Annotated in this window: 10 protein-coding genes; 6 read left to right on the forward strand and 4 right to left on the reverse strand. The window is 65.8% G+C overall.

Annotation, left to right across the window (positions count from 1 at the left end; all coding sequences use genetic code 11):
• Nucleotides 1-39: 39 nt before the first annotated feature.
• Genes SFA35_RS16280 through SFA35_RS16290 form a run of 3 tightly spaced genes read left to right on the forward strand, consistent with a single transcriptional unit; the run spans nucleotide 40 to nucleotide 3964 of the window.
• Nucleotides 40-687, forward strand: a complete 648-nt coding sequence (locus SFA35_RS16280; protein WP_414058409.1) for a (2Fe-2S)-binding protein — start codon at nucleotides 40-42, stop codon at nucleotides 685-687.
• A 22-nt stretch (nucleotides 688-709) separates the two neighbouring features.
• A complete protein-coding gene (locus SFA35_RS16285; protein WP_320571572.1) occupies nucleotides 710-1714 on the forward strand; it encodes a xanthine dehydrogenase family protein subunit M in 1005 nt (334 codons plus the stop codon).
• Between the two features lie 21 nt (nucleotides 1715-1735).
• Nucleotides 1736-3964: a xanthine dehydrogenase family protein molybdopterin-binding subunit gene (locus SFA35_RS16290; RefSeq protein WP_320571573.1), complete on the forward strand. Its 2229-nt coding sequence runs from the start codon at nucleotides 1736-1738 to the stop codon at nucleotides 3962-3964.
• A 729-nt stretch (nucleotides 3965-4693) separates the two neighbouring features.
• Here SFA35_RS16290 and SFA35_RS16295 read toward each other — a convergent pair.
• Together SFA35_RS16295 and SFA35_RS16300 are read right to left on the reverse strand one after the other, a co-directional pair.
• A complete protein-coding gene (locus SFA35_RS16295) occupies nucleotides 4694-5101 on the reverse strand; it encodes a hypothetical protein (protein WP_320571574.1) in 408 nt (135 codons plus the stop codon).
• Nucleotides 5102-5173: 72 nt separating this feature from the next.
• Nucleotides 5174-5581 (reverse strand): hypothetical protein, encoded by a 408-nt coding sequence (locus SFA35_RS16300; protein WP_320571575.1) that lies wholly within the window; start codon nucleotides 5579-5581, stop codon nucleotides 5174-5176.
• 228 nt (nucleotides 5582-5809) lie between these two features.
• Between SFA35_RS16300 and SFA35_RS16305 the strand changes: the two genes are divergently transcribed.
• From SFA35_RS16305 to SFA35_RS16315, 3 genes are read left to right on the forward strand one after another with little or no spacing between them, the layout of a single operon-like run.
• Nucleotides 5810-9037 carry an efflux RND transporter permease subunit gene (locus SFA35_RS16305; RefSeq protein WP_320571576.1) on the forward strand — a complete coding sequence of 1076 codons (3228 nt, stop codon included), beginning with the start codon at nucleotides 5810-5812 and terminating at the stop codon, nucleotides 9035-9037.
• A complete protein-coding gene (locus SFA35_RS16310) occupies nucleotides 9027-10211 on the forward strand; it encodes an efflux RND transporter periplasmic adaptor subunit (protein ID WP_320571577.1) in 1185 nt (394 codons plus the stop codon). Before SFA35_RS16305 ends, SFA35_RS16310 begins: the two co-directional genes overlap by 11 nt.
• Nucleotides 10195-11631, forward strand: coding sequence for an efflux transporter outer membrane subunit (locus SFA35_RS16315; protein WP_320571578.1), 1437 nt, complete (start codon nucleotides 10195-10197; stop codon nucleotides 11629-11631). Before SFA35_RS16310 ends, SFA35_RS16315 begins: the two co-directional genes overlap by 17 nt.
• An 89-nt stretch (nucleotides 11632-11720) precedes the next feature.
• On the opposite strand, the gene SFA35_RS16320 is transcribed toward SFA35_RS16315, so the two are convergent.
• Nucleotides 11721-12938, reverse strand: a complete 1218-nt coding sequence (locus SFA35_RS16320) for a hypothetical protein (RefSeq protein ID WP_320571579.1) — start codon at nucleotides 12936-12938, stop codon at nucleotides 11721-11723.
• Complete coding sequence (locus SFA35_RS16325) at nucleotides 12935-13675, reverse strand: molecular chaperone (protein WP_320571580.1); 741 nt, start codon at nucleotides 13673-13675, stop codon at nucleotides 12935-12937. The genes SFA35_RS16320 and SFA35_RS16325 overlap by 4 nt, the downstream gene beginning before the upstream one ends.
• Between the last annotated feature and the right edge of the window lie 6 nt (nucleotides 13676-13681).

Consider the following 13681-nt stretch of genomic DNA (forward strand, 5'->3'; position numbering starts at 1 on the left):
CCGTCAGCGTCCGCAGAGACGCACGATGCAACCGTCCTGATGGAGATCCCGCTCGTGTCGAAAAAACCCGAAGACCCGTCCACACTGATTCCCAATATCGCCCTGTCGCGCCGTTCGATGCTGCAAGCCATCGGTGTCGGCGGCACTGCCGCTGCCCTGGGCGGCGGAATGGCCAGCGCCGCCCTGGCGGCCAGCGCGGCCGAGGCGCCTGTCGAGGTCGAACCCGGCGCGCAATCGGTGCGCCTGAAGATCAACGGCAAGCCCATGACCCTGCAGGTCGACCCGCGCACCACCCTGCTCGATGCCCTGCGCGAGCGGGTGCAGCTGACCGGCACCAAGAAAGGCTGCGACCATGGCCAGTGCGGCGCCTGCACCGTGCACGTCAATGGCCGACGGGTCAATTCCTGCCTGAGTTTCGCGTTGATGCACGAAGGCGACGAGATCACCACCATCGAGGGCCTTGGCAACCCGGCCAACCTGCACCCGATGCAGGCCGCCTTCGTCGAGCATGACGCCTACCAATGCGGCTATTGCACCTCCGGGCAGATCATGTCCGCCGTGGCCCTGGCCAAGGAACCTTGCGGCGGCAGCGACGCCGAGGTCAAGGAGGCCATGAGCGGCAATATCTGCCGCTGCGGTGCCTACTCGAACATCCTTGCCGCCATCCAGCAGACCCGCAAAGCCTGACGGCACGCCCTGGAGCCAGCTCATGCAGACCTTTACCTTCAACCGCGCCAGCAATGTCGAACAGGCCGCCCGTTTCGCCGCCGCCGCCAACACCGCCCAGCAGGGTGCCGACGTGCGCTTCATCGCCGGCGGCACCACCCTTACCGACCTGATGAAACTGGGGGTCGAAGCCCCGGCCCGCCTGGTGGACATCAATCACCTGCCGCTGGCCGACATTGGCCCTGCGGCCGACGGCGGCCTGAAAGTCGGCGCCCTGGTGCGCAACAGCGACATGGCCCACAACGCGCGCCTGGCGCAGGACTACCCAGTGCTGTCGCAGGCGCTGCTGTCCGGCGCCTCGGCGCAGTTGCGCAACATGGCCACCACGGGCGGCAACCTGCTGCAGCGCACCCGCTGCACCTACTTTCGCGACAATGTCAGTGCCTGCAACAAGCGCCAACCAGGTTCCGGCTGCGCGGCCCTGGAAGGTGTCCATCGCACCTTGGCGATTCTCGGCACCAGCGAGCACTGCATCGCCACCAATCCATCGGACATGAACGTCGCCCTCACCGCGCTGGACGCCACTGTGCACATCCATGGCAAGAACGGGGCGCGGGCAGTACCGATCACCCAGTTCTACCTGCTGCCGGGCGACACCCCGGACAAAGAGAACGTGCTGCAGCCCGGTGACCTGATCACCCACATCACCCTGCCGCCACCACTGCCCGGCAGTCGTTCGGCCTACCTCAAGCTGCGCGATCGCGCTTCCTATGAATTCGCCCTGGCTTCGGCCGCCGTGGTGTTGCAGATCGACAATGGCCAGATCCGAGCCGCACGTGTGGCGCTCGGAGGCGTCGGCACCAAGCCCTGGCGCTCGGTGGAGGCCGAACAGGTGCTGACCGGCGCGCCGGCCACCCCGGCCACCTGGAAAGCCGCGGCGCAAGCGGCGCTGCAACACGCCCAGCCGCATCCCGAGAACGCCTTCAAGGTCGAACTGGCCAAGCGTTGCCTGACCCACGCGTTGACCTCGGTCGCGCAACTCGCCTGATCACTGCCGGGAGCATCCACCATGGCGCAATCCACAGCAGCCCAGTCCAAGCCGACCCCCGACAATGTCATCGGTTTCGGTTACCCGCGCATCGACGGCCCGAAAAAGGTCAGCGGCGCGGCGCTCTACACCTCCGATCACAACTTTCCCAACCTGGCCTATGCGGTACCGGTCACTGCGACCATTGCCACAGGGCACATCACTGCGCTGGACGCCAGCCAGGCCGAGCGCATTCCCGGTGTGGTCGCCGTGTACCATGCGGGCAACTTCGACAAGCAGCTGTTCCGCAAGAGCGGCGGCGGCAAGACCGATGAAGGCCGCCCGCCCCTGAGCGATGATCGCATCACCTACTACGGCCAGTATGTCGCCGTGGTGGTGGCCAACACCTATGAACAGGCGCTGGCCGGCGCCGCTGCAGTGAAGGTCAGTTACGCCGCCGACAAGCCCAACGTCGACCTGCTGCTCAGCGCCGAGGAGCCGCAGAAAGTCGACACCGAGCGCGGAGACGTCGACAAGGCGTTCGCCGCCGCGCGGGTCAAGGTCGACCAGACCTACACCACCCCGCCCCACGCGCATAATCCGATCGAGCTGCACGCCACGGTGGCGCTGTGGAACGGCCGTGAGTTCACCCTCTACGAGACCTCGCAGGCGATCATGAACCATCGGCTGGTCAGCGCGCAGATGCTTGGCGTGGCCCCGGAGCAGGTGCGGGTCATCACCGAGTTTCTCGGTTCCGGCTTTGGCGGCAAGCTGTGGCCCTGGACCCACTCGCTGCTGGCCGCCGCCAGCGCCCGCGAGCTCAACCGCCCGGTCAAGCTGGTGGTCGACCGGCAGATGATGTTCCAGACCGTCGGCCACCGCACCAACACCCAGCAGCGTATCCGCCTGGGCAGCGACGCTGGCGGCAAGCTCAGCTGCGTGCAACAGGATTACCTGTTCCACAACGCGCGGCTGGACACCTACAAGGAAAACTGCGGCGAGGCCACGGGCTTTCTCTACAGCACACCGAACCTGCGCGCGGCCTGGTCCTTCGCCCGCCGCGACATTGCCCCGCCGACTTCAATGCGCGGGCCCGGTGCGGTGCCGGGGCTGTATGCGCTGGAATCGGCGATGAACGAACTGGCGGTCAGCCTGGACATGGACCCGCTGCAACTGCGCCTGGTCAATCAGCCGGATCACGACGAAAGCACCAACCAGCCGTTTTCTTCACGGCACCTGACCGAGTGCCTGAATGCCGGCGCTGCGCGCTTTGGCTGGGCGCGCCGCGACAAGCGTCCTGGCTCGATGCGCAACGAAGCCGGCGATATCGTCGGCTGGGGGATGGCCTGTTGTTCATGGCAGGCCAAGGCGCTGCCTGCCGAAGCCGCGGTGCAGCTGACCAATGACGGCCGTGCGCGCGTGTCCTCCGGGACCCAGGACATCGGCACCGGCACCTACACGGTGGTGGCGCAGATGGTTGCGCAGCTGACCGGCCTGCCGCTGGAGCGGATCGATGTGGTGCTTGGCGACAGCAACCTGCCGCCGGGGCCGATGTCCGGCGGCTCGATGGCCACCGGCTCCTTGGTGCCTGCGGTACAGCAAGCCACCCGGGCGGCCATGGATCAGGCCGTGCAGGCCGCCGCCCAGCATCACCCAGCGTTCGCCGGCAAGCAGGCCGATGACCTGCAATTCACGGCCATGCGCATCCACCTCAAAGACTCACCGGCCGACAGCGGCGTGGCGGTTGGCGACCTGCTGCAAGCGGCGCGGATCAATCACGTCAGCGGCCAGGGCAAGGCCGAGGGCAGCGCCGAGGCGGCGAAAAAGGTCTCGCTGCATTCCTACGGCGCGCATTTCGTCGAGGTGGTGTGGCAGCCGGAAATGGCCCGCCTGCGGGTCAACCGCGTGGTCACCGTGATCGATGCCGGCAAGGTCATCAACGCCCGCACCGGGCGCAACCAGATCGAGGGCGCGATCATCATGGGCGTCGGCATGGCGCTGTTCGAGGCCATCGAGTACGACAGCCGCAGCGGCGCGCCGGTCAACAGCAACCTGGCCGACTACATCGTCACCACCCACGCCGATGCACCCAGCGTGGACATCACCTTCCTCGATTATCCGGACATGGCGCTGAACCCGCTGGGTGCGCGGGGGATCGGCGAAATCGGCCTGGCCGGGGTAGCTGCGGCGATCACCGATGCGGTACGGCATGCCACAGGGGTGACGATTCGCAAGCTGCCGGTCAGGATCGAGGATTTGCTGGAGGCTTGAAGGAGCGGTATTGGACATCGCGCGGGGCGCGAGCAAGATCAAACCGGCCTGGCGGCCTCTCGGGGGCTCTGCCTCCTCCCACATGAGCCGCGCCTGGCTTGGCAACGACTGACCGTGCAAGATCGTGGGAGGGGGCGAAGACCCCGATCTTCTGATCTAGGCCAAACCGCCCTGGCGGCCTCTCGGGGGCTCTGCCCCGTCCCACATGAGCCGCGCCTGGCTTGGCAACGACTGACCGTGCGCGATTGTGGGAGGGGGCGAAGACCCCGATCTTTTGATCTAGGCCAAACCGCCTTGCGGCCTCTCGGGGGCTCTGCCCCCTCCCACATGAGCCGCGCCTGGCTTGGCAACGAGTGACCGTGCTAGATCGTGGGAGGGGGCGAAGACTCCGATCTTTTGATCTAGGCCAAACCGCCCTTGCGGCCTCTCGGGGGCTCTGCCCCTCCCACATGAGCCGCGCCTGGCTTGGCAACGACTGACTGTGCAAGATCGTGGGAGGGGGCGAAGACCCCGATCTGTTGATCTAGGCCAAACTGGACTGCCGCAAATCCAATGTGGGAGGGGGCGCAGACCCCGATCTTTTGATCTAGGCCAAACCGGCCTTGCGGCCTCTCGGGGGCTCTGCCCCCTCCCACATGAGGCGCGCCTGGCTTGGCAACGACTGACCGTGCAAGATCGTGGGAGGGGGCGCAGACCCCGAGAGGCCGCCAGGCCGGTCTTGAGATTCAATCACCCATCAATGCAATTAAAGTCCGAAGTCGAGGCCACGGTCTTGCCCTGCTGGTTCACCAGTTTCGCCGAGAAGTCTTCGCCCAGGCTGCTCTCCACCAGGCGGTAGTGATGCCCGGCCTTGAAGCCGCTGTACTTGATGTCGGCAGTGCAGGTTTCAGCGGCGTTCGGGCCGCCGTCGTCATAGGCGGTCACGGCCAGGTCATGGCCGCCCGGCTTGACTTCGAAATAGCGACCGTCCTCGACCTTCTTGCCATCCACCGCCTCGGCCAGCACCACGCTCTGAACATCGTCACGCAGGCCGATCCAGGCCTCGCTGGGGTCCGCCTTGGGCACGGGACCGGCACAGGCGGACAACAGGCAGACAGCGCCGAGCAGGGGCAGCAGCAGGAATGATCTGGATTGCATGGGGGCAGTACCTCATCAAGGGTGCAGTAACCGTCGGCACACGCCGTCCGGATTCGTCGAAAGAAACAGTCATCAGCCCGGCATGCAGTCCATCGGACCGGCATGGGCCAGGACCCTGCCCTGGCCGTCCTGCAAGGTCGCGCTGAGGCTGTTGCCCAGGTTGCTCTCGACCACGCGGTAGTGCTGGCCGGCCTTGAAGCCTTGATAGCTGATATCGGCCTGGCAGGTCTGGGTGTCGTCGTTGGTGCGCTCGTCGTAGACCATCACCTCAAGGTCATGCCGGCCCGGCTTGACCTCGAAGAAGCGCCCATCGTTGATGTTCTTGCCATCGACGCGCTCGGCCAGCACCACATCCTGATTGTCGTCGCGCAGGCCGATCCAGGCCTCGCTCGGATCAGCCTTGGGCATGGGCCCGGCGCAGGCCGACAGCAGACAGACACCCGCCAGCAGCGGGGCCAGAAGAAGGGTTGTGGATTTCATGACGCTCACCTCGAACAATTGAATGGCCTGCGCAGGGAGCCCTCCCCCGAGGCATGCAACAAGGTTGCGCCGCCACCTCCACGCGTACCAATGAAGCCACATGAAGGAAAGGTAACCTTCGCGCTAAAACTTCTTTCACCTGGCCGAAAGGCCCGTGTTAGGCGCGTTTGGCAAGACTGCCCAGCATCCGCAACTCCTGTCCGTACACCCCCTACTGGAGAACACTGCATGCTCGGGCTGGTAAAGACCGCATTGCTCAAGCCGTACACGTTCATCGTGCTGGCGATATTCATCTGCATCGTCGGCCCCATGGCGGCGGTGAAGACCCCCACCGACGTCTTTCCCAATATCGGCATACCCGTCGTCGCCGTGGTCTGGCAGTACGCCGGTCTGTCGCCCAACGACATGGCCGGGCGGGTGATCTACACCTACGAGCGCTCGCTGAGCACTACGGTCAACGACATCGAACACATCGAGTCGCAGTCGCTGCCGGGCATGGGCATCGTCAAGATCTTCTTCCAGCCGGGCGTCGACATCCGCACCGCCAACGCCCAGGTGACGGCGCTGTCGCAGACCGTGCTCAAGCAGATGCCACCGGGCATCACGCCGCCGCTGATCCTCAACTACAGCGCCTCGACGGTGCCGATCCTGCAGATGGCGTTCTCCAGCCCGACCCTGTCGGAAGCGAAGATCCGCGACCTGGTGACCAACAATATCCGCCTGCCACTGACCTCGGTGGCCGGCCTGTCGTTGCCCACGCCCATGGGCGGCAAGCAGCGCCAGATCACCCTGGACCTCGACCCGCAGGCGCTGGCCGCCAAGGGCCTGTCGGCCCAGGACGTCGGCAACGCGCTGGCCGCCCAGGACCAGATCATTCCGGTGGGCACCGCCAAGCTGGGCACCGACGAATACACCATCCTGCTCAACAACAGCCCCGAGGTGGTCGACCAGCTCAACAACCTGCCGATCAAGACGGTCAACGGCGCGGTGATCACCATCGGCCAGGTTGCCCACGTGCGCGACGGCTCGCCACCCCAGACCAACATCGTGCGAGTCGACGGCCGCCGCGCAGTGATGATGCCGGCGATGAAGAACGGCAACCTGTCGACCATCGACATCGTCAACAACGTGCGCAACCTGTTCCCGCGCATCGACGAAACCCTGCCGCCGAGCCTGAAGACCTCGTTCCTCGGCGACGCCTCGGTGTTCGTCAAGGAGTCGGTGGGCAGCGTCGCCCGTGAGGGCATCATCGCCGCGTTGCTGACCAGCGTGATGATCCTGCTGTTTCTCGGCAGCTGGCGCTCGACCCTCATCATCGCCGCATCGATCCCGTTGGCGGTGCTCAGCGCGATCACCCTGCTCTCGCTGACCGGCCAGACCCTCAACGTCATGACCCTCGGCGGCCTGGCGCTGGCCGTGGGGATCCTGGTCGACGACGCCACGGTGACCATCGAGAACATCAACTGGCACCTGGAGCAAGGCAAGCAGGTCAAGGAGGCGATCCTCGACGGCGCCAGGCAGATCGTCGGCCCGGCGTTCGTCTCCCTGCTGTGCATCTGCATCGTGTTCGTGCCGATGTTCATGCTCGACGGCATTGCCGGCTACCTGTTCCGGCCCATGGCCTTGGCGGTGATTTTCGCCATGGCCAGCTCGTTCCTGTTGTCGCGGACGCTGGTGCCGACCCTGGCAATGTTCCTGCTCAAGCCGCATGTGGTCGAAGGCGGCCCGGGCACTCACCCGGAAAACCCGCTGCTCAACCATCACCAGGGCGACCAGCACCGGCCCAAACATAACGCCGTGGCGCGCGGCCTGATCCGCTTTCAACGCGGTTTCGAAGGCAAGTTCGACGCAGTTCGCGACGTCTATCACGGCTTGCTGACCCTGGCCCTGGCGCACCGCAAACGCTTTCTGATCGGCTTTCTCGCCTGCGTCATCGCCTCGTTCGCGCTGGTGCCGAGCCTGGGCGAAGACTTCTTCCCGGACACCGATTCCGGCGCCATGTCGATCCACGTGCGCCTGCCGCTGGGCACGCGCATCGAGGAGAGCGCGGCAGCGTTCGACCGCATCGAGTCGCGCATTCGCGAGATCGTCCCGCCCAACGAGCTGGACACCGTGATCGACAACATCGGCATCCCCCTGAGCGGGATCGACATGGCCTACAGCGCCAGCGGTACCGTCGGCCCGGAGGACGGCGACATCCAGGTCGCGCTCAAGGCCGACCACGCGCCGACCGCCGACTACGTCAAGCGCCTGCGCGAAGTGCTGCCGCAGTCCTTCCCCGGCACCACCTTCGCCTTCCTGCCGGCCGACATCAGCACGCAGATCCTCAACTTCGGCGCGCCGGCGCCCCTCGACGTCAAGGTCTCCGGCCCCAACGATGCCGCCAACCGCGCCTATGTCGCCGAACTGATGCGCCGCCTGCAGCACGTCGCCGGCGTGGCCGACCTGCGCCTGCAACAGCCGCCGGGCTACCCGACCCTGCGCGTCGACGTCGACCGCGAACGCGCGGCCGGCCTGGGCATCACCGAACGCGACGTGACCAACAGCATGGTCGCTTCGCTGGCGGGGAGCTCGCAGGTAGCCCCGACCTTCTGGCTCAACCCGGCCAACGGCGTGAGCTACAACATCGTCGCCGCCACCCCGCAGTACCGTCTGGACAGCCTGCCGGAACTCGAAGCATTGCCCGTCACCGGCAGCGACGGCCAGTCCGAAGTACTCGGCGGTATCGCCACCTTCCATCGCGTGCAGACCCCCGCCGTGGTCAGCCACTACAACATCACCCCGACCCTGGACATCTATGCCGCCGTGCAAGGCCGCGACCTCGGCTCGGTGGCCAAGGACATCCAGAAAGCCATCGACGACACCGCCAGCCTGCGGCCCAAAGGCGCGCTGATCAGCCTGCACGGGCAGATCGACGCCCTGCACGAAGCCTTCAGCGGCCTGTCGTTCGGCCTGCTTGGCGCGGTGGTGTTGATCTACCTGCTGATCGTGGTCAACTTCCAGTCCTGGCTCGACCCGTTCGTGATCATCACCGCCCTGCCGGCGGCGCTGGCCGGGATCGTCTGGATGCTGTTCCTGTCCGGCACCTCGCTGTCGGTGCCGGCGCTTACCGGCGCGATCCTGTGCATGGGCGTGGCGACCGCCAACTCGATCCTGGTGGTGAGCTTCTGCCGCGAGCGCCTGGCCGAGCACGGCGACGCCCTGCGCTCGGCGCTGGAGGCCGGCTACACGCGCTTTCGCCCGGTGTGCATGACCGCCCTGGCGATGATCATCGGCATGCTGCCACTGGCCATCTCCCATGAACAGAACGCGCCGCTGGGCCGCGCGGTGATCGGCGGGTTGATCCTCGCCACCACCGCCACCCTGTTGTTCGTGCCCGTGGTCTTCAGCCTCGTGCACGGCCGCAAGCAAGCAAGCACCTCCGCTCACTCCCTGGAAGAAAACCATGTCCTCTGAAACCCTCCCCACCGGGCAACGCCCTGTGTCGCGCAAGCGCCTCATGCTGCTGGGCGTCAGCGGGCTCACCCTGGCCGCGGTACTGGTCGCCACCGGCCTAACGGTGCGCAGCCGCGAAGCCCACGCCGTGGCGCACTGGACCGAAGCCCAGGCCACGCCGATCGTCAGCGTGTTCCAGCCCAGCACCGATTCCAAAGCCGGCATCCTCACCCTGCCTGCGCACTTGCAGGCCTGGAGCGAGGCGGCGATCAACGCCCGGGTCAGCGGCTACCTCAAAGACTGGAAGACCGACATCGGCACCCACGTCGACGCCGGCCAGGTGCTGGCCGAGATCGACAGCCCCGACCTTGACCAGCAATTGGCCCAGGCCCATGCCCGGCTGGTGCAGCAGCAAGCCGACGCGCGCCTGGCCGAAACCAGCGCCACGCGCTGGCAGAACCTGCTCAACGGCCACTCGGTGTCGCGCCAGGAGGTCGACGAAAAGATGGCCAACGCCGCCGCCGCGCGCGCCACCGTCGAGGCCGCCCAGGCCGACTACGGCCGGCTGCTCGACCTGAGCCACTACAAGACCCTGCGCGCGCCGTTCGCCGGCACGGTGACGGCGCGCAACACCGACGTCGGCCAGTTGATCAAGGCCGACAGCGGCTCGGCCACCGAGCTGTTCACCGTTGCCGACACTCACCAGCTGCGCCTGTACGTGCCGGTGCCGCAGAACTACGCCAGCGTCATCCACCCCGGCATGAGCGTGCAGCTGACGGTGCCCGAACACCCGGGCAAACACTACGAGGGCAAGCTGGCGGGCAACTCCACCGCGATCGACGGCCGCTCCGGCACCCTGCTCGCCCAGTTCATCGTCGAGAACCCCAACGACACCCTGATGCCCGGCGACTATGCCGAAGCGACCCTGTCGATTCCGGCGGGTGCCCAGGGCGTGAGCATTCCTTCCAGCGCCTTGATCTTCCGCGCCCAGGGCACCCAGGTGGCGGTGATCGACGCCCAGAAGCACGTGCACCTGCGCGACATTCACATCGGCATGGACCTGGGCGCGACCCTGTTCATCGACCAGGGCCTCAAGGTCAGCGACCAGGTGATCGACAACCCGCCCGACGCGTTGCGCGAAGGCGACCCGGTGAAACTGGCCCAAGCAGGAGACGCGCATGCGCCTAAAGCCTGATCGCCCGGTATTGGCTCGCCTGGCCCTGCCCGCCACCTTGAGCCTGCTGTTGCTCGGCCTGCAAGGCTGCTCCCTGGCGCCTACCTACAAGACGCCGCCTATCGCCCTGCCCGACCACTTCAACCAGGGCGGCCCGTGGCAGGCCGCAGCGCCTGCGGACAAATTGCCGCAGAACTGGTGGACGCTCTACCACGACCCGCGCCTGAACGCGCTGCAACAGCGCCTGAGCAAGGCCAACCCGGACCTCGCCGCAGCGCTGGCGCACTACGACGCGGCGCAGGCCTATGCCAGCCAATTGCATGGCAACGAGCTGCCGCTGCTCACCGCCAGCGGCAACAGCGTGCGCCAGCGCCAGTCGGACAACCGCCCGCTGCGCGGCGACACCCAGCCGTCGGTGTACAACAGCAACACGGTGGGGCTGAACCTTGACTTCGACCTCGACCTGTGGGGCCGTCTGCGCAACCAGTCGGCCGCCGGCGACGCCCAGGCACAAGCGTCGGGCGACGACCTGGAAGTCGCCCGCCTGAGCCTGCAGAAGCAATTGACCGGGCTGTATCTGCAATTGAACGGCCTGGACGCTCAACAGCGCATCCTGAAAAACTCGCTGGACGCCTACACCCAGGCCCTGAACCTGACCCGCGACCGTTACCAGGGGCAGATCTCCAGCGAACTGGATCTGACCCGCGCACAAAGCCAACTGGCCCAGGCCCAGGCGCAGCTGGACGATGTCAGTGCCCAGCGCCACCTGACCGAGCACGCCATCGGCGAGCTGGTCGGCGAGCCGGCCTCGACCTTCCGCCTCGCCGTGCTCGACCAGCCGCTCGAAGTGCCCAGCGTGCCCGCCGAACTGCCGAGCACCCTACTGCAACGCCGCCCGGACATCGCCGCCGCCGAACGCAGGGTGTTCGCCGCCAACGCCAACATCGGCGTGGCGCGCGCGGCGTTCTACCCGGATTTCAGCCTCAGCGGCATGCTCGGGGGCCAGACCGAGGGCGCCGGCAACCTGCTGTCGGCCGGCAACCGGCTGTGGGCCATCGGCCCGCTGATCAACCTGCCGATCTTCACCGGCGGCCGCCTGGAAGGCGCAAGGCATCAGGCCCTGGCCGAATTCGACGAAGCCAGCGCGCATTACCGCGGCCAGGTGTTGAAAGCGGTGCGCGAGGTCGAGGACAACCTCTCGCAACTGCGTGACCTGGAACGCGAAGCGGCCGACCAACAGGCGGCCGTGGATGCCGCCACGCAAAGCCAGACCCTGGCGATGAACAGCTATCAGGCCGGGGCGGTGAATTATCTGGATGTGGTCACGGCGCAAACCGCCGCCTTGCAGGCCCAGCGCCTGCTGCAGGACGTGCAGACCCGCCGCCTGCAAGCCAGCGCCGGCTTGGTGGTGGCCTTGGGTGGGGGTTGGTCGCAGGGCTGAGTGCCGCAAGCCGCTTGGAGACCGCACGGCCGCTTCGATCTGTGCTGCATGTCAAAAGCTCGGCCGCTGCGCACCCACCCACAGGGGGCCTAGATATCGCTGTCCCAGATCACCGTCACGTCGCCGGTATATTGCGTACCGGCCTGGCCAGCCATCTGCGTGACGCCATTGCGGTCGACCTCGAAGTGCAGGCGTGCGCGGCCGTTGTCGACGTAGTGGTTGCTGGCGACCAGCAGCGGTGTGCCCTCGTCGAGCAGGTGCTCGTTGATGGCGCCGCCCGAACTGGTCAGCCCGGCAGGCAAGGTGACTCGGGTGGCCACTGGCACCTGGTTGCCGGCCGGGTTGGCAACTGCACACTGCCCGGCGATCGAATACTCGCAACGCAGCTGCATCTTGAAGTTGCCCGACGACCAGATCTCGAAATCCTGGTAGGCCGTAAGCTTGTCCGGGATCCGGCCACTGTTCAGCCAGCGCTGCCAGCCTCCGGCGGGGTTGAGCGACAGGCGCTCGGCACCGGGAGGGAAGCGGATATTGAGGATGTGGTTGACCTTCAATTCGAACCTGAAGGTCAGCGTGTCGTCATTGACTTGCAACCGGTTTCCGAAGTCGATATCGCCCCCTGGGCCGACTGTATAGGTGGCACTGCCTCTGTAAGTACCATTGGACATCGCCAGAGGGTTGGGGGTGACCAATTCATAAGCGATGTTCAAGTCAGTAAAGCGAATGTTCGGGATGTTGTGCCGTGGTACTTTCCCGCAGGCCGTACCCGTGCTGTTGCGCCAGAAAAACGTGTAATGACGCGCACTGTTATGACCGACTGCTGCATGACCATGGCTACATCCAGGCGCAGGATTGACCCAGTCCGAACCGACCCACAGTTCCATGTGGGCTCGCATGAAATCTGGGTTTCCAGTGATCGTTTGGACTGTAGGGTTGAGGTTATAGGTCGCACCAAAATGAGTGATCGTGAATCCCAGCTGTGCGACCGCACCATCATCTGCAATTACATCAACCGTCCTCGGCTCATTCGAGATCCTGATCATGGCGCCGTCTGCGATGGGTGCACCGATGCCCAACGTGCCCCATTCGGTGTTGATAGGTACGATAAGGCTGAAAAGATCGTTTAGACAGAACTGAGGATAAATCGCGCAATATCCGGTCGATGGCGTCCTGTTAACGAAGCGATTTGCGCTTGGGTTCGTTGCGTCCGGGGTAAATTCAGCCCGAATATCCATCTCCGCCGCACTCACCGTCGACCCCACGCAGCACAACGCCGCTGCCAGGCTTGCAGACTTCAGAATGCTCATGACTTGACCACCATCGCCCGCTTCTTCCCGCCTTCCACCAGATCGAACGTGACTGCCCTGCCGGCCTTGTCGAACACGAACGCCTTGCCCGGCCGCAGGATGTGCTTGCGCGTGGGTTCGCAATCGCTCGCGGCGCTGGCGGCGCAGTTCTTGAACTCGTCAAGCTCGATAGTGGCGTTACCCGCATTGAGCACACGATAGTCCTTGGGCCCATCGGCAATCTGCGTATCGAAGCGCACCTCCTTGGGCTGCACGAAGAACACCGCGCCATAGCCGGTCATCACGTTCACGCCGGCCGACATCGACTGGGCGTAGGCGGCGCGGTCCTCTTCGGAGACGGCGAACTGGTCTTCCCGCTCCGGCACCACCGGGGTGAACCGCACGCGGTAGTAACGCTCGCGGTCGCGGTTGCCGATGTACAGCAGGCGCGTGGCCTGCATGCCCTGGCTGGGGACGATCAGCCGCGCCGGGCTGGCGATCAGCCCCTGGCGCACGGCCGCGCCGGCGCCGTTGTTGTCCAGCGGGCTTTCGGTGGGCGTGCCGTCCTCGGCGAAGGTGATCTCATGAATGTTGACTCGCACGAATGCTGTGCTCTCGCCGGTGTTGTGCACGCGCTTGAGGTAGCTGCTCTTGTTGCCTTCCAGGTAGTCGTAGAAGGTGCCGATATTGATGCTCGGGCCGGCGTGGGCGCTGGCGGCGCAGGCGCCGAGGAGCAAGCCGAGAAGTAATCTGTTCATGTGCGT

The organism is Pseudomonas sp. HR96, from assembly GCF_034059295.1.
Lineage (GTDB): Bacteria > Pseudomonadota > Gammaproteobacteria > Pseudomonadales > Pseudomonadaceae > Aquipseudomonas.